Source organism: Streptomyces sp. MAI_2237, assembly GCF_054189285.1.
This window is the reverse complement of record NZ_JAJPGQ010000003.1, coordinates 3,005,464-3,021,209: the sequence shown is the minus strand read 5'-3', so window position 1 is coordinate 3,021,209 and position 15,746 is coordinate 3,005,464. Positions and strand designations below refer to the sequence as shown.

The following is a 15,746-nucleotide window of genomic DNA, read 5'->3' as shown; positions in this document are numbered from 1 at the left end:
GGTGTACGGGGGCTCATGGATCGCTCAGTCCACTATGACCATCTCGCGGTCGGTGTCGTTGAGGCGGCGGCCGCCGTTCTCGGTGACCGTCACGATGTCCTCGATGCGCACGCCGAAGCGGTCCGGCAGGTAGACGCCGGGCTCCACCGAGAAGCACATGCCGGGCACCAGGGGCTGGAGTTCGCCCTCGATCATGTACGGCGGCTCGTGCGTGGTGACGCCGATGCCGTGCCCGGTGCGGTGGATGAAGTACTCGCCGTACCCGGCGTCCTCGATGACCGCGCGGGCGGCCCGGTCGACCTCCTGGCAGGCGACCCCGGGGCGGACCGCCCGGAAGCCGGCCTCCTGGGCCTCGCGCACGAGGTCGTGCACCCGGCGCTCCTCCTCGGTGGGCTCGCCGACGTGCACGGTGCGGGAGGTGTCGGAGCCGTACCCGTCCTTCAGGCCGCCGAAGTCGAGGACGACCATGTCGCCGTGCTCGATGACGCGGTCGCCGACCTCGTGGTGCGGGTTGGCGCCGTTGGGTCCCGAGGCGACGATGGTGAAGTCGACCTGGGAGTGGCCGAACCGGCGCAGCAGGTCGGCGAGGTCGGCGCCGACGTCGGACTCCCGGCGGCCGGCGAAGGGGACTTTCCGGATCTCCTCGAACGTCGCGTCGGCGGCCGCGCCCGCGGCCGCCATCAGCTTGAGTTCCGCCTCGTCCTTGACGGCCCGCAGCATCGGCAGTGCGTCGGTGAGCGAGGCGTACGTGGTGCCGGGCAGCGCCCGCTGCAGGCCGAGCAGGTGCATCGCCCAGGCGTTGTCGCTGATGCCGAAGCGCCCGTCGACGTCGAGGAGGGCGGCGGTGGCGGCGTAGGGGTCCTTGCCGTCGGTCCAGTCCCGCAGGCTCAGGGCGGAGGCGCCGGCCGCCTTCGCCGCGTCCGGGGCCTCCAGGGTGGGGACGACCAGGACGGGGGCGCGCCCGGGGGCGAGGACCAGGAGGGTGAGCCGTTCGGTGGCCGCGGGGGGCGCGTAGCCGGTCAGCCACACCAGGTCCGGTCCCGGTGCCACGAGGAGCCCGGCGAGCCCGGCGTCGGCGGCCGCCCGCGCCGCGCGGTCCATGCGGGCCCGGTAGTCGTCGGCGGTGAAGGGCGCGGGCGTGCTGCCGGTCATCCGGGCCTCCCTGGTCGGGTGAAGGGACCACAAGGGACTACGGGCAGCATCCTGCCCGCACACCGGGGGCCGCGCGACCGGTCCGCGGATCTTTCGGCGGCCTCGTCGTCCACGGCGTCAGCCCTCCAGGGCGAGCCGGACGCCGAGGAGCAGCAGCACGCCTCCGGAGACCTGCTCCAGGCGCCTGCGCACCCCGGCACGGGACAGTACGGTGCGCAGGCGGCCCACGCACCACACGTACAGGCCGTAGTAGCCGACCTCGTAGACCGCCCAGAGCGCGGCGAGGCCGATCATGGCCGGCAGGTGCGGGGCGCCCTCGGGCACGAACTGCGGCAGGAAGGACAGGGCGAACACGGCGGCCTTGGGGTTGGCGAGGTTGAGCAGCAGTCCGCCGCGGTAGGCGGCCCAGCCGCTCCCGCCGCCGCCCTGCCGGGCGTCCGCGGTGTCCACGGCGTCCTCGGTGTCCTCCGCGTCCCCGGTGCGCCGGGCGCGCCGCAGCGTCTGGACGCCGAAGGCGACCAGGACGAACGCGCCGGCGAAGCGCATCACGCCGTAGGCCACCTCGGAGGCGGTGAGCAGCGCGGTCAGCCCGAGGGCGGCGACGACGCCCCAGGTGAACACCCCGGTCTCGTTGCCGAGGACGGTCAGGAAGCCCGAGCGGCGGCTGCGGAGCGACTGTTTGACGATCAGCACCGTGCTGGGCCCGGGTGAGGCGGCGATGAGCGTGCACGCGCCGAGAAAGGCGAGGAGGGTGCTCAGCATGGTGGCCATCGTGGCCCTGGTCGCGGGCCGGGACCACCGCTTTTCCCCGCTTGACGGCGAACGTCTCGCCAACCGTCAGCCGCCCATGCTCTGGGAGACGTACGGCCGTGCTCGTGCTCGCACCCCCCCTTCTCGTACTCCGCCTCCGTCCCGTGGTCGGCGATGTCCCCGGTCACCAGCAGCGCGTCGACCACCCGCCGGCCGCCTTGCACCATCCCCTGCCCGACGCCTGCCGGTCGGCCGATCCGGGCCGGCTGGCAGGACTGCCGGAGCGGCGGCCGGAGATCGCGGGGCTGGTCACCGGCCACGCGCACACGGGCGCCGCGAGCGTCTTCGCCGGGCGGCCGCCGGTCGTCGGCCCCGGGGTGACGTGGACGGTTCGGCTGCCGTGGGAGGGCGAGGGGGCGGGCGACCGGGACGCTCCGGTGGGGCCGTCCTTTCACGTGCTGGACCACGCCGGGCGCCTGACCGCGCACTTCCGGGGGGTCACGTGACCACGCCCGGCACGGCGGTCAGCTGCTGGTATCCACCGCTTCGGTGACGGACCGTCAGGGTGACCGGAGCGCCGGGGCGCGCGTGGGCGACGGCGCGGGCGAGGTCGGCCGCCGAGTCGATGCGGGTCCGGTCGAGGGCGAGGAGCACGTCGCCGCGGACCAGGCCGGCCGTGCAGCCGGGGCCGGGGACATGGACGCCGACGACCAGGGCGCCGGCCTTCTCGGCGTCGACGGCCTCCACGCCGAGGGTGGGCGCCGCGGCCGCCGGCGATGCGGTGCCCGGTGCGGGCCGCGGTGAGGGAGCGCGGTGGACCGCGCCCGCCGGGCCGCCCGGGAGATGCACCTGGCGTTGCAGTTCGGCAAGCCTGCCCGTGCCGATCGCGGTGACGCCGACGGCGCCCAGGCCGACCCCGCACAACACCAGGAGGGACCCGGTGAGCAGCGCGAACAGCGCGGTCCTGAGCCGCCGGGCCCGGCGTGGGGCGGCATGCGGGCGAGGCGCGGTCGGCCCGGGCGCGGCCCCGCCGCCGGGGTCCCGGCCGGGCATCGGCTTGGGACGCAACGCAGTCTGTTCCATGTCTCGCCTCCGGCTGGAGCCCTACCCTGCGCCCCGGCGCGCGACGAGCCACGAACGAGTGAGACTGCCCGCCGGCCGGGACGGAAAGCCGGTCCGGCGGGCGGCCGCTCACGCCCGCGTCCGAGGGTCCGGGCGCCGGCGCGAGCGGCCGTGGAGCACGCGCGGCGTCAGCCCGTGTGGCCCTCGCCGTGGCCGCCGTGGGCCCCGCCGTGGTCGAACCTCATCGCCTCCTCGGGCATGACGACGAAGGGCCGCATCATGCCCATGTCCTCGTGTTCGAGGAGGTGGCAGTGGTACATGAACCGGCCGTACGCGCCGTCGAACCTCCCCATGACGCGCAGGATCTGGCCGCCCGGCACCCGGAACACGTCCTTGTGGCCGAATTCGTTGGGCGCCAGCGGGATCCGGGTCGCCGGGTCGAAGGCGATCGGCGTGCGCGTGCCGCCCACCGCCGGGTCGAAGCCCGAGACGTCGCAGGCGTCACGGCCCATGAGCTGGAAGTCGGCCAGGTGGATGTGCATCGGGTGGACGATCGGCGCGAGGTTGAGGAAGCTCCACTGCTCGTAGGAGCCCTCGGCGACGGTGAAGCCGAGGCCGTCGTTGAACGTCCGGGAGATGCGGCGGTACGTCTTCGTCGTGCCGTCGGCGCCGGTGAGCTGGATGACGCCCTCCGAGGGGACCTGGATGTCGCCGGGGTCGTCGACCTCGGTCATCTCCCAGATCTCCGGGTGCCCGCCGGAGCCCTTGGTGCCGGGCACGGTCAGCACGACCAGGCGGTGGCCGTGCGGGATGTCGTGCGTGAGGCGGCGGAAGGAACCGGACAGCACCTCGGGCAGTTCGAAGGTGTCCGGGCAGTCGTCCTCCCCGACGCGGAACTCCATCACCGCCGGGTAGCGCACGTCGCCCGCCGGGTCGGGCACGCCCGGCGGCCGGTTGCGTCCCTTGTTGACCAGCCGCAGCGTCCTCCCGGCGAGGGCCGCGGAAGTCGACGAGCAGGTCGAAGCGCTCGGCCGGCGCCACCGTCAGCGTCGGCAGCGCACCGTCGAAGTCGACCGGCACGGGGCGGGGCAGCAGTCCGCCGTCGCTGCCGATCTGGTGGACGACGCCCGGCACCGGGTCGCCGTCCTCGTCGACCAGGGCGAGCTCGTAGATGCGCGCGTTGGACGCGTTGACCAGCCGGAAGCGGTACCAGGCCGGGTCCACGTCGGCGTACGGCCAGATGCGGCCGTTGACCGTCGTGTACGGGCCGGTGAACGGGATGGAGACCGGCTTGCCCGTCTCCGGGTTCCGCTGCTGGACGATCACCGTCTTGTGCAGCAGCCGGCCGTTGAGCCGGCCGTCCTCGTCGGTGTCGAGATTGCGGTCGGCGAGCAGCAGCGGTATCTCCCGCTCCCCGGAGGGGAGTTGCAGGGTGTCCTCCTCGTCGTCCCGGACGAGGTAGGTGCCGTACAGGCCCGTGTGCACGTTCCACCGGGTGATGTTCATGGCGTGGTCGTGGTACCACCACTGCACCGCCTGGTGGTCGTTCGGGTACTCCGACAGCTGGGCGTCGCCGGACCCGACGGCGTTGTCGGCCCAGCCGTCGTTGCCGCCGCCCGTCTGCGCTCCGTGCAGGTGCGTCACCGTCCACGCGGGCAGGGCGGCGACGTCCTTGTTCGGCTCCGCTCCGTCGCGGCCCGGCTCGGTGCTGGGCGGCGCGGTGCCGGGCGCCCGGGCGGGCACCTCCACCGAGGTGACCGGGTACTCGCTGCCCTGGGGAATCCGGTTGGTCCACGCGACACGCACCCGCTGTCCGCGCCGGACCTCGATGGTCGGCCCCGGCACGTGTCCGTCGTAGCCCCACATCAGGGTCGGCGGAAGCTGCGGGTGCAGGCGGACCCAGGTGGGGCGCACCGCGATCTCGGTCTCGCGCAGCACGTCGCCGGTGCCGGGCCGCAGGACGGGCGGGACCGGCAACGGCGCAACGTACGGCACCAGTTCGTCCGGAGCCGGTGCCGCGTCCCCCGTGCCGTCGCCGGCGATCCTCTCGATGATGTCGGTCAAGGTCGAACACCCCCGTGTGTTCTGTGGTCCTGTTCTGTTCTCTCACCTCACTTGACTCACGACACACCGGTGAAGTTCCAGGAATGCCCCGTTCCGCGCCGATTGGCCGGAAATCCCCGATGGTTCAGTGGGCGGGTACGGCGGACCGCGGGTCCGGCAGGAAGCCGTGGGTGCGGCGGGCCAGGTAGTCGGGCTTGTAGCGGTCGACCTCGCGGTGCCAGTTGAGGATGCCCGACAGCCAGTGCTGCAGGTCCGTCACATAGCCCCGCATGATCTCCCGCGCCTCGTCGGAGAGATCGAAGTCGTCGTACACGACGGGGAGTTCGTTCGCCGCGACGTGCTCGAACTGCTCCATGCGCCGGGTCATCAGGTCGTGGACGACGCGCAGGGCGGCCGGGTAGTCGACGCCGAAGAAGTTCTGGACCACCAGGATCGCGTTGTGGATCTCGCCCTCGTACTCGATCTCCTTCTGGTACGAGAAGACGTCGTTGACCAGGCAGGCGTAGTCGACGGCGGCGTTCTCCAGGGAGCGGACCGGGCCGCTGCGGTAGACCTCGGGCGGGACGGCGGGGCCGTGTCCCGTCCGGCACAGGCTCATGGTCAGGTCCGCGCCGAAGGTGGCGCGGCGCATCTCCAGGTAGTCGACCGGGTCGGGGATACGGTTCTGCAGCTGGTTGGACAGCTCCCACACCCAGCTCTCGGTCATCACGTCCACGGCGTCCTTGAGGATGCGCCTCTGGTCCGGGGTCATCGGCGCCGTCGTACGCGCCCACAGGTCGGTCAGGCCGCGTTCCATGGCATTGACCGGGACGAGGGCCTGCGCGCCGTCCAGGGGCATGCACTCCGACAGGCGCCGTGTGGTGAGGCGGGCGGCGGCCAGGTCACGCCGGTGGCCGAAGACGAGCGGGTAGTAGTCGTCGCCGTAGGTGCCCCAGGCGAGCCACGCGGCGCTGAGGTCGAGGGCTTCGGGTGTCGCGTCGGGGTCGAGGCCGGCCGAGCAGAGCGGCAGGTCGTAGGCGGCCAGCTTGTCCTCGTCCCAGACGCCCTCGTGGAGGATGCCCATGGTGCGCGTCCAGTCCGCGAGCCGGGTTCGGGCGCCCTGGAGGTGCGGGCTCAGCTCCACCTGGAAGGGCATGCGGAAGTCGGGCAGCAGCGAGGGGCCGACCTTCTGGTAGGGCACGTGCGTGTACGCGCGCAGCCTCCCCCACTGCCTGAAGGGCGTGGGCGGTGCCCCCATGGCGCCCGCCGACGCGAGGAGCGCGCCGACGTCGGCCGCGGAGGTGCCGGGGCCGGCCGGACCGTGCCAGCGGTCGGTGGCACGCGCGCGGGCGTTCATGTAGCGACTGGAGCGCAGGTGCCACTCGTGGCCGCCGGACTGCCAGTCCTGCAGGCCCTGCGTGTACTTCGCGACGGCCGCGACCTCGGCGGCGGTCAGACCCCGGTCCAGGGCGAGCGCGGGCACCTCGGTGAGCGCGGTGTGCTCGAACTGGTGCAGGCGTGAGGTCAGCACGTCGTTGACGGTGTCGGCGGCCTCCTGGGTGGTGCAGCCGAAGAAGGTCTCCAGGACGAGGACGCCGTTGCTGTTCTCGCCCTCGTCCTCGACCTCGCGCTGGTAGGAGAAGAGGTCGTTGCGCAGGTGGACGGCGTCGGAGAAGGTCTCCATCAGCACCCTGAGCGGCCTCGATCCGGCGACGCACGTGGGCACTTCGGCCGTCGCGTACTCCACCAGCCCCGCCGACCAGGGCGCGCCGCCCACCTTGCGGCGCATCTCGATGTACTCGACGGGGTTGGCGATCCGTCCCTCGTTGATGTTGGACAGTTCCCACAGGGACTCGTTGAGCAGGTGCTCGGTGGCCACGGCGAAGCGGCGGCGCCAGTCGACGGACATCGACGGCACCGTGCGCGCCCACAGGTCGGCGAGTCCCGCCTCGACGGGGTTGCACGGCTCGGGCACGGCGGTCGCGAGGTCGAGGGGCATGAAGAGCGGGAGCCGGTCCAGGTACGCCTTGCCGCCGGGCCGGTCCTGGGTGCGTTTGAAGGTCTCCAGGAAGTGGTCGTCGAAGAAGAAGACCCACACGTACCAGTCGGTGATCAGCGACAGGGCGGGGCCGTCGCAGTCGGGATGGGTGTAGGCGCAGAGCAGTCCGTAGTCGTGCGCGTCGAGGTCCGACTGCTCCCAGATCCCGGACCCCTCCAGCATGCCCATCTCGCGGGCCCAGCGGGTCGAGTGGGCGCGTGCCTCGTCGACGTGCGGGTTCAGCCGCGCGGGATACGGCATGTAGAAGTGCGGGAGTTCGAAGGGCTGCTGCGTCATGGCCGGGCCCTACCCGTGGCCCCGCGGCGGCATCCGCGGGGCGGGACGTGATCACACCATCGCGTGAACCGGGGCGGATCCGGGAGCGTCCGCGGCCTCTTGGGGCGTTCACGCTTCAAACGGGACGGGCCGGCGTGCTCTCAGGCGCCCCGCACGGCTCGTCCCACCCGCGCCCTGAGCGCGACGAACTCCGGCAGGCCGCGGGTGGTGATCTGGTCGCGCTTGCCGGGGAGTTCGACGGGGAGCTCGAGGACGACGCGGGCTCCGGGGCCCGGGGAGAGGACGACGACGCGGTCGCCGACGTAGACGCTCTCGTCGATGTCGTGGGTGACGAGGAGGATGGTGGTGTTCTCGGTGCGGTGCACCTCCAGGAGGAGGTCTTCGAGGTCCTCGCGGGTCTGGGCGTCCAGGGAGCCGAAGGGCTCGTCCATGAGGAGCAGCGAGGGGCGGCAGACCAGGGCGCGGGCGATGGCGACGCGCTGCTGCATGCCGCCGGACAGCTGCCAGGGGTGGCGGCGCGCGGCGCCGTCGAGGCCGACGCGTTCCAGGATGCGCTCGGCCTCGGCACGCCGCTCCGCACGGGCCAGGCCGCGGCGGCGCAGCGGCAGGGCGACGTTGTCGCGGACGGTGAGCCAGGGGAAGAGGGAGCGGCCGTAGTCCTGGAAGACGACGGCGAGATGGTCGGGTACGCCGGTGACGGGCGTGCCGTCGAAGGTGACCGTGCCCTCGTGCGCGGGCCGCAGTCCCGCGACGGTGCGCAGCAGCGTGGACTTGCCGCATCCCGACGGGCCTACTACGCACAGGAGTTGGCCGTCGGGGACGGTCAGGGTGATGTCGCGCAGGACGGGGTGGTCGCCGTAGCGCTGGCCGAGGGCTTCCAGGCGGAGGGTCATGCCGTCGTCCTTCCCCGTCCGAGGAGCCGCCGCTCGACCGCCAGCAGAGCGGTGTTGAGGACGTACCCGAGGACGCCGAGCAGGAGCAGGGCCGCCCAGACGGTGAGCAGGTCGGAGCGGGACTGGGCGTCGGTGAGGGTGAAACCGATGCCGTCGGCGGTGCCGGGCAGGAGTTCGGAGAACACCATGAGGATCAGCGAGAGGGAGAGGCTGAGGCGCAGGCCGGCGAAGATACGGGGCATCGCCGACGGCAGGAGCAGGAAGCGGAGCCGTTCGACGGGGTGGAGGCGGAGCACGGCGGCGACGTCCAGCCGGAGCGGGTCGGTGTTGCGCACCCCTTCCGCCGTGTTGATCAGCACCGGCCACACGGCGCTGAAGGCGATCGCCGTGATCTGCATGGGGGTGCCGAAGTCCAGGACCACGACGAACACGGGCACCAGGGCCGGCGGCGGCACGGCGCGAGCGAACTGCAGCACCGGGTCGCACAGCGCGTACGCCCACCGGGACCGCCCGACCGCCACGCCGAGCCCGATCCCGCAGACGACGGCGATCCCGAATCCGGCCGCCATCCGCCCCAGGCTCGGCAGCACGTTCCGCACGGCCACGTCGGTGAGGAAGAGGTGCCGGACGGGCCCGGAGAACCACAGGTCGTGGGCGCGACCCGCGATACGGCTCGGGGGCGGGAAGTAGACGCTGCCATGGGCTCGCCCGACCGCCTGCCAGACGGCGAGGGCGAGAAGGAGGACCAGAAGACGCGGGAGCAGGGCGCGACGGGACGCGGGGCCGGCAGCGGCGGGGCGGGACACGGGGGACGTACGCGCCGTGCCCTGACCCTGCTCCCCTCTCACGCCCCCACCCCCCGGGCGGTCGCCGCCTGCCGTTCCGGTGTCCAGGGAAACAGCCGGTGTTCGCCCCACACGAGCACCCCGTTCACGACGAGCCCCAGGGCGCCCGCCCACACCACGCCGGCGAGGACGTCGCGGGTGCCGTCGGTGGCCAGTTCGGCCTGGGCGATGAAGATGCCGAGGCCCTGGCCGAAGCCGGAGAGGAGTTCGGTGGCGACGGCGAGGATGAGGGCGACAGCCGCGGAGATGCGGACGCCGGCGGCGATGAAGGGTGCCGTGCCGGGGAGTTCGACGCGCAGCAGGACGGCGAACCGGCCGAAGCCGAAGGCGCGCAGGGTCTCCTTGGCGAGCGGGTCGGTCTCACCGAGGCCGTAGACGGTGTTGAACAGGACCGGCCAGACGGAGGCGTACGCGATCAGGGCGACCTCGGTCTCGGTGCCGGTGCCCAGCAGCAGGGACACCAGAGGGATCAGCGCCACGGACGGCAACGGCCGCAGGAACTCGACGATGACGCGTACGGCTGAGTCGACGACCGGGAGGCTGCCCAGCAGCAGCCCGAGCGGCACGGCGATCACGACGGCGAGCCCGAGGCCGAGCGCCCAGGCGCGCAGGGTGGCGCCGACGCCGTTCAGGAAGGCCCGGTCCCCCGCCAACTCGACCGCCCGGCCCAGGACTTCGGAGGCGGGCGGGAGGTAGCTGCGCCGCACGAGGCCGGCCCGCCCGACGATCTCGCAGACACCGAAGGCGATCAGAGCGCCGACAAGCCCCAGCCACGGCTCCCGGCGCCGTCGTACCCGCCCGTTCACCTCGCGTCACTTCACCAGGAGCGTGGCCGGATCGATGTTCTTCTTCAACAGGCCCTGTTCCTTCATCAGTACGGTGAGCCGGCGCAGCTGGGCCGCGTCCGCGGTCGCGGGGTAGGACGGCAGGTGGATGGTCCTGGCCTGGTCCGCGGTGACCTTGGTGTACTTGGGGAGTTCGGCCCGTACCGCCGAGGGGTCGGCGGAGGCGAGCTTCGAGGCGGCCTCGATGGCCCGCCGGAACGCGGCCGCGGCCTCGGCGTGAGCGGTGGCGAACTTCCCCGTGGTGACGTAGCCGCTGATCGGCAGCGACCGCACCGGCGCCGTCGCCCCGTCCAGCAGCACCTTCGCCTTCAACTGCCCCTGGATCGCACTGTCGAAGGGTTCCACGGCGTGGACGGCGTCGACCTGGTTCCGCTCCAGCGCGGGCCCCATCTGGGGGAACGGGATCTGCCGGTAGACGGGCCGGCCGACGCCCTGCCGGTCGAGGATCGCGTTGAGGGTGAGGGACTGGATGTTGTTGAGGATGTTGACGGCGACCTTCTTGCCCGAGAGGTCGGCGACGCTCTTGATGCCGGAGTCGCGGGGCACGAGCACGTCCATCATGTGCGGCGCCGTGCGCACACCCTCGGCGAGGATCCGCAGGTCGAGGGTGCCTTTCTCATCGGCCTGGAGGAACGTCACGTAGTTCGCGCTCGCGATCACGTCGACCTGCCCCTTGGACAGGGCCGGCAGTGCCTGGATGCTCTGCTGGACGGGCTGGATCCGGACACTCAGCCCTTCCTTCTTGAACAGGCCCCGGTCCCGGGCGAGGTAGAGCGCGGCAGAGTCCGTCAACGGCAGTGCGGCGACCCTGACTTCGGTCAGTCCGCCGCCCTCGGCGGAATCGGATCCCCCGCCGTCGCCGCAGCCCGCGAGGAGCAGTGCCAGAGCGGCCAGGACGGCCGTCGGCTTCCCGGCCCCCGCCACCCCGGACCGACGCCCTGCCCGTGCTCGACTTCCCACCCGCAATCGATGCAACGCCATGCGGGCATACCTATCAGGGTTCTGTCATGATCACCACAGATTGATCGGGATGACGGCAGCTGTTCGAAGAGGATGGAAGTGTTCGCCGCCCGGCCTCCGTGCCGAGCCCCCGCGGGCTCGCGGTCACCATCACCGTGCCGCACCCCGAGGACCCGCGGTCACCCTGCCTGGCCCGCTCCCCGAGGCCCCGCGGTCACCGTTGCCTTGCCGCGTCCCGGCCGTCGCGTCACCGTGGTGCCATGAGCGCACGTGAGGCCCCGCCCGTTCCGGACGTCTTCGATCCCCGGCAGTACGCCGTCGAGGTGCCCTACGCCGCCTATCGCGTCCTGCGCGATCACCACCCCGTGGCCTGGCAGGAGGAGTCCGAGGTGCTGGGCTGGCCGGCCGGGCCGGGATTCTGGGCGGTGACCCGGCACGCGGACGTGGTGCGGGTGCTGAAGGACTCGGCGACGTACTCCTCGTCCGTGGGAGCGACGCAGATCCGCGATCCCGACCCCGACGACCTGCCCTTCATCCGGCGCATGATGCTCAACCAGGACCCGCCGGGGCACGGCAGGCTGAGGCGCCTGGTGAGTCGCGCCTTCACCCCCGGCCGGGTCGACCGCTTCACGGCCGTCGCCCGGGAACGGGCCCGCACCCTGCTCGCCGAGGCGCTGCGCACGGCCCGCGCGGCCGACGGCACGGTCGATCTGATCACCGCCGTGACCGACGAGTACGCCCTGCTCAACCTCGCCGACCTGCTCGGCGTCCCGGCCGCCGACCGCGGACTGCTGCTGCACTGGACCCAGCGGATCATCGGCTACCAGGACCCCGACGAGGCGGGCCCCGCCCTGCTGGACGCGGAGGGCAGGCCGGTCAACCCGCGCTCCCCCGCAGCCCTGCGGGACATGTTCGACTACGCGCAGCGGCTGGCCGCGCACAAGCGCCGCCACCCCGCCGACGACGTGCTGACCACTCTCGCCCACGACCCCGAACCGGCCGACGCGGAGCTGGAGATGTTCTTCTTCCTGCTCACCGTCGCGGGCAACGACACGGTCCGCAGCGCCGCACCGGGCGGACTGCTCACCCTGGCCGAACACCCTGAGGCATACGAGGCACTCCGCGCCGGGAAGACCGAAATCGACTCTGCGGTGGACGAGTTGCTGCGTTGGCACCCGCCCGTGCTCACCTTCCGCCGCACCGCGGTCCAAGACACGGAGCTGGCCGGCCGGCGCATCCGCGCCGGGGACAAGGTGGTCGTCTTCCACGCCTCCGCCAACCGCGACGAACGGGCCTTCACCTCGCCGGACCTCCTCGACCTCGCCCGCACACCGAACCCGCACGTCTCCTTCGGTGACGGCCCGCACGTCTGCCTCGGCGCCCACTTCGCCCGTCTGCAACTGCGGTTGCTGTACGAGGAGGTCCTGCGGGAGCTTCCGGTGCTGCGGACGGCGGGACCGGCCCGGCGGCTGACCTCGAACTTCATCAACGGCATCAAGTCGCTGCCGCTGCGACTGGCATGACGTCTACGGACGCACCTGGACGAGGGCGTGGGTCCCGCTGGTGCGCCACCGCTGCCCCTCCGCCGCCACCAGCGCGGCCTCCGTGTCCGCGTCCAGCCCGGTGATCACGTCGGACTTCAGGGTGCGCAAGGCGGCCACCGGGCCCGGGAAATGGGCGGTGACCTCGGCGAACGGGGTCGTCGGCGGCCACCGGCGATCACCCACCAGGCGGCGGTAGTTGAGGTCGCCCTTGACCACGGTCAGCGTGGCACCGGCGAGTTCCGCGCGCAGGTCGCCGGGCATGTCCGCGAACGGCAGCGGGGCGCAGGAGAAGGGGTGGGCCCGCACCGCGAGGCGGCCGTCGGTCATCGCCGACCAGAGCGTACGGCCGTACGAGGCCGCCGCACCCGGCGCGGCGGCCAGCCGGCGGAGTGCGTCGAGGACGTCCTCGGGGGTGGCGTCGGAGACGTAGTAGGGGTGGGGCTTGACGTGCAGCACCGCCCGCTCCACGCGTCCGCCGTCGAGGAGGTGGGCGATCAGCAGGAGGTCGGGGACGAGTTCGCGGCCCGCGTTGTCGGCGATCAGGCAGAGCGTGCCGGTGCCGGCGGGCGGGAGCAGGGACCACAGGGTGCCGCTGTCGTCGGCCACCAGTCCGGGGACGGCCGCCGCCGTGCCGGCGCTCGCGTCGGAGAGCCGGAAGCCGAGGTCGGCGCGGTTGCCCCACAGGGAGCCGTGGAGCAGGGCCGGACCCGTCTCCCGCGGGGACAGGCCGTCCAGCGCGGCGAGTTCCTCGTCCGTCTCGGGGGCGTCGAGTTCGGCGAGCTTGAAGGGGCGGAACGGATCGATGCCCTGCCAGGGACCCGGCTCGAAGTAGCCTACGGCTTCGAGGAGTTGGCGGTAGAAGTAGCTCTCGGACCACAGCCACGGGACGTCGTACCAGGAACGGCCCGTGTACGCCGTCAGGCCCCAGGCATTCCAGCGGTCCAGGTCCGGCGCCGCCGCCGGGAGCGGTTCGATCACACCTTTGGTGCAGCTGTCGAGGAGCGCGTCGAGCGCGCGATGCGTCGCGGGGCCGTACGGGAAGGCTTCTCGCACCTGCCGGATGATCGCCGGGTGGCGTTCGGCGAGGACGCTGTGCGGGAACGACCCCGGCTCGTTGCCGAGGATCACGGGCGCGGACGGGGCGTGAGGCATGCGGCTCACCGTATCGCGCGGCTCGGACGGCCCCGGGCTCCCGCTCCAGCCGCGCGGCGAGCCTCGGACGGTTCTCGGCCCCCGCTCCGGAGCCCGGCGCGCCTCAGACCGTTCTCGGCTCCCGCTCCAGCCGCGCGGCGAGGCTCAGATAGCGGGCGCGGCGGGTCACCGGGACCAGGCCGCGGATCATGACCTGCCACATCTCGGCGACGCGGCGGGGCTGGCGGGCGACGGGTTCGAGGGTGCGGCCCACGACGCGGGTGCCGACGAACCAGCTGACCAGAGCGTGCGCGGTGGCCTCGATATCGATGTCGGGGTGAATGTCGGACTCCTTGACGGCGCCGTGGAGCTTGCGGGAGGCCAGGTCACGCCATTCGGTGAACGGATGCGAGAGCGGCGGGCGCACCTCGACCGGGCCGGTGGCGAGACGGAGTCCGGCCCGCTGTATCGGCCCCTCCACGGACATGCGGGAGATCCCGAACGTGATGCGCATCAAGGTCTCCAGGGACGAGTAGCCCCGGCTCTCCACCTCATTGGTCACCTCGCGCGAGGCCTTGGCCTGGAGCTCCATGATCGCGTGGGCCAGGTCCTCCTTCGCCGCGAAGTGGAAGTACAGGGCGCCCTTGGTGACTTGCGCGTACTCGACGATGTCGCTCAGGCTGGTCGATTCGTAGCCGCGACGGTCGAACAGTTCTGCTGCGGCTGTGATGATCGTCGCGCGGGTCTGCTCGGCGCGTAACTGCCTCGCCATCGACTGAACTCTCCTGGGACCGGGACCGAACACTCCTGGGAAAGACTTGAACCCTCCCGGGACTGGAAAGAACGGGGCATGCCGTTTGTTTCTTACTCCCCGTACACGATATCTCACCGTGCGGTGATGCGGACGGTGCCCTTTCAGACCGTCGACTCACCTTAGCTGGCGGGGAGTTGGCCTACCGCGCCGACCCGGGCGGCTCCCGACGACACGTGTCACCCCGCGCTTGCGCAACCGGTGGGCCGCCAGGGTCTGTTGAGGCATTCCCTGCCTCGGCCCTGCGAAAACGGAAGATGTCCCGGGGGGTGACGCGCCGGTGCGGGCGGGCGCCGAAGTACGGGGCGATCGGTTGGTTTTCAACGAGTAGAGGAGCCCCTGGGCCAGGCCGACCGGTGAACAACCGGCGCCGGTTCGCCGTACTCCACGGGAGCAGCCCGTTCCCGCGCCGGCCGAGGAGACGATCCGGATGCCCCGGATGACCGCACACCGCACCGCCCTGGCGGCCGCCTTCGTGACCCCGTTCCTGCTGCCGCTGTGGGCGGCGGGTCCCGCGCAAGCGCACGGCGCACCCACGGACCCGGTCAGCCGGGCGTACGCCTGCTCCCCGGACGGCGGGACGAACGCGAAGTCGGCGGCGTGCCGGGCGGCCGTGGCCGCGAACGGCGCGCCCTTCACCTTCTGGGACAACCTGCGCGTGGCGGACGTGAACGGGCGGGACCGGCAGACCGTTCCGGACGGAAAGCTGTGCAGCGGGGGCCTGCCCGACTACAAGGGCCTGGACCTGGCCCGCGCGGACTGGCCGGCGACGCGGCTGGAGCCGGGCGCGACGCTGAGGATGACGTACGCCTCGACGATCCCGCACACCGGCACGTTCAAGCTCTATCTGACCGAGCAGGGCTACGACCCGACGAAGCCGCTGACCTGGTCGGAGCTGCCCGAGCGGCCGTTCGCCACGGTCAAGGACCCGGCGCTGACGAGCGGCGCGTACCGGATCACCGCCAAGCTCCCGTCCGACCGGACGGGACGGCAGATGCTGTACACGATCTGGCAGAACAGCAGCACGTCGGACACCTATTACTCGTGCTCGGACGTGGTGTTCCCGGCGGCCGGGGGCAAGGGCACCCCGGCCGCCGGGCGGACGGGCGGCAGCACTCCGACGGCCGAGCGGTCGAACGGCGGCTCGCCGCCCCCGACGGCCGAGAAGCGCCGTACGGAGACGGCGCCCGCGCAGAACACGGAGGCGACGCCGGCGCCGTCGAGTCCCGACAGCACCCCCGTCGCCTCCGCCCGGAACGCGGACTCGGGCCCGTCCGCGCCCCTGCTGGCGGGCGGCGCCGCCGCGGTGCTGGTGCTCACCGGCGGCGCCGCCCTGGCCCTGCGTCTGCGTCGACGCTGAACCTCGTTTCTACGG

The 15,746-nt window shown here is 72.5% G+C and carries 12 protein-coding genes and 2 pseudogenes; 3 read left to right on the top strand and 11 right to left on the bottom strand.

The features are described 5' to 3' along the window. Positions 1-24: 24 nt before the first annotated feature. Positions 25-1,152, bottom strand: coding sequence for a M24 family metallopeptidase (locus LN251_RS24275; protein ID WP_458246222.1), 1,128 nt, complete (start codon positions 1,150-1,152; stop codon positions 25-27). Positions 1,153-1,269: 117 nt separating this feature from the next. Then, positions 1,270-1,914 carry a LysE family translocator gene (locus LN251_RS24270; RefSeq protein ID WP_458246221.1) on the bottom strand — a complete coding sequence of 215 codons (645 nt, stop codon included), beginning with the start codon at positions 1,912-1,914 and terminating at the stop codon, positions 1,270-1,272. 191 nt (positions 1,915-2,105) lie between these two features. On the opposite strand from LN251_RS24270, the pseudogene LN251_RS24265 reads away from it, so the two are divergent. Next, positions 2,106-2,408 (top strand): annotated as a pseudogene (locus LN251_RS24265) (phosphodiesterase); the annotation flags it as partial. Here the strand turns inward: LN251_RS24265 and LN251_RS24260 are convergent. From LN251_RS24260 to LN251_RS24230, 7 genes and pseudogenes are all read right to left on the bottom strand, one after another. Further along, complete coding sequence (locus tag LN251_RS24260; protein WP_458246220.1) at positions 2,401-2,985, bottom strand: PDZ domain-containing protein; 585 nt, start codon at positions 2,983-2,985, stop codon at positions 2,401-2,403. The pseudogene LN251_RS24265 and the gene LN251_RS24260 overlap by 8 nt on opposite strands. Positions 2,986-3,152: 167 nt before the next feature. Further along, positions 3,153-5,028 (bottom strand): annotated as a pseudogene (phsA, locus tag LN251_RS24255) (O-aminophenol oxidase PhsA). A 124-nt stretch (positions 5,029-5,152) separates the two neighbouring features. Further along, positions 5,153-7,342: a germacradienol/geosmin synthase Cyc2 gene (cyc2, locus tag LN251_RS24250; RefSeq protein WP_458246219.1), complete on the bottom strand. Its 2,190-nt coding sequence runs from the start codon at positions 7,340-7,342 to the stop codon at positions 5,153-5,155. Positions 7,343-7,482: 140 nt separating this feature from the next. After that, positions 7,483-8,235 carry an ABC transporter ATP-binding protein gene (locus LN251_RS24245; RefSeq protein WP_458246218.1) on the bottom strand — a complete coding sequence of 251 codons (753 nt, stop codon included), beginning with the start codon at positions 8,233-8,235 and terminating at the stop codon, positions 7,483-7,485. Then, the gene (locus LN251_RS24240) at positions 8,232-9,083 is read right to left on the bottom strand and encodes an ABC transporter permease (protein WP_458246217.1); all 852 of its coding nucleotides are present in this window, start codon (positions 9,081-9,083) and stop codon (positions 8,232-8,234) included. Before LN251_RS24240 ends, LN251_RS24245 begins: the two co-directional genes overlap by 4 nt. Beyond that, positions 9,080-9,886 (bottom strand): ABC transporter permease, encoded by an 807-nt coding sequence (locus LN251_RS24235; protein ID WP_458246216.1) that lies wholly within the window; start codon positions 9,884-9,886, stop codon positions 9,080-9,082. The genes LN251_RS24240 and LN251_RS24235 overlap by 4 nt, the downstream gene beginning before the upstream one ends. A 6-nt stretch (positions 9,887-9,892) precedes the next feature. Next, on the bottom strand, positions 9,893-10,849 hold the full coding sequence (locus LN251_RS24230; RefSeq protein ID WP_458246215.1) for an ABC transporter substrate-binding protein: 957 nt from the start codon (positions 10,847-10,849) through the stop codon (positions 9,893-9,895). A gap of 296 nt (positions 10,850-11,145) precedes the next feature. On the opposite strand from LN251_RS24230, the gene LN251_RS24225 reads away from it, so the two are divergent. After that, positions 11,146-12,408, top strand: a complete 1,263-nt coding sequence (locus LN251_RS24225; protein ID WP_458246214.1) for a cytochrome P450 — start codon at positions 11,146-11,148, stop codon at positions 12,406-12,408. Positions 12,409-12,411: 3 nt separating this feature from the next. Here LN251_RS24225 and LN251_RS24220 read toward each other — a convergent pair whose 3' ends face one another. Together LN251_RS24220 and LN251_RS24215 are read right to left on the bottom strand one after the other, a co-directional pair. Next, on the bottom strand, positions 12,412-13,581 hold the full coding sequence (locus tag LN251_RS24220) for a damage-control phosphatase ARMT1 family protein (protein ID WP_458246213.1): 1,170 nt from the start codon (positions 13,579-13,581) through the stop codon (positions 12,412-12,414). 103 nt (positions 13,582-13,684) lie between these two features. Next, on the bottom strand, positions 13,685-14,332 hold the full coding sequence (locus LN251_RS24215) for a ScbR family autoregulator-binding transcription factor (RefSeq protein WP_458246212.1): 648 nt from the start codon (positions 14,330-14,332) through the stop codon (positions 13,685-13,687). 469 nt (positions 14,333-14,801) lie between these two features. On the opposite strand from LN251_RS24215, the gene LN251_RS24210 reads away from it, so the two are divergent. Continuing rightward, entirely contained in the window at positions 14,802-15,731 is a 930-nt protein-coding gene (locus LN251_RS24210) for a lytic polysaccharide monooxygenase auxiliary activity family 9 protein (RefSeq protein WP_458246211.1), read from the top strand. Positions 15,732-15,746: the final 15 nt, after the last annotated feature.

Coding starts and splice junctions, on each gene's coding strand:
- LN251_RS24260 (WP_458246220.1), bottom strand. CDS start 2,985: ATGGAACAGACTGCGTTGCGTCCCAAGCCGATGCCCGGCCGGGACCCC.
- LN251_RS24270 (WP_458246221.1), bottom strand. CDS start 1,914: ATGCTGAGCACCCTCCTCGCCTTTCTCGGCGCGTGCACGCTCATCGCC.
- LN251_RS24210 (WP_458246211.1), top strand. CDS start 14,802: ATGCCCCGGATGACCGCACACCGCACCGCCCTGGCGGCCGCCTTCGTG.
- LN251_RS24245 (WP_458246218.1), bottom strand. CDS start 8,235: ATGACCCTCCGCCTGGAAGCCCTCGGCCAGCGCTACGGCGACCACCCC.
- cyc2 (WP_458246219.1), bottom strand. CDS start 7,342: ATGACGCAGCAGCCCTTCGAACTCCCGCACTTCTACATGCCGTATCCC.
- LN251_RS24215 (WP_458246212.1), bottom strand. CDS start 14,332: ATGGCGAGGCAGTTACGCGCCGAGCAGACCCGCGCGACGATCATCACA.
- LN251_RS24225 (WP_458246214.1), top strand. CDS start 11,146: ATGAGCGCACGTGAGGCCCCGCCCGTTCCGGACGTCTTCGATCCCCGG.
- LN251_RS24220 (WP_458246213.1), bottom strand. CDS start 13,581: ATGCCTCACGCCCCGTCCGCGCCCGTGATCCTCGGCAACGAGCCGGGG.
- LN251_RS24275 (WP_458246222.1), bottom strand. CDS start 1,152: ATGACCGGCAGCACGCCCGCGCCCTTCACCGCCGACGACTACCGGGCC.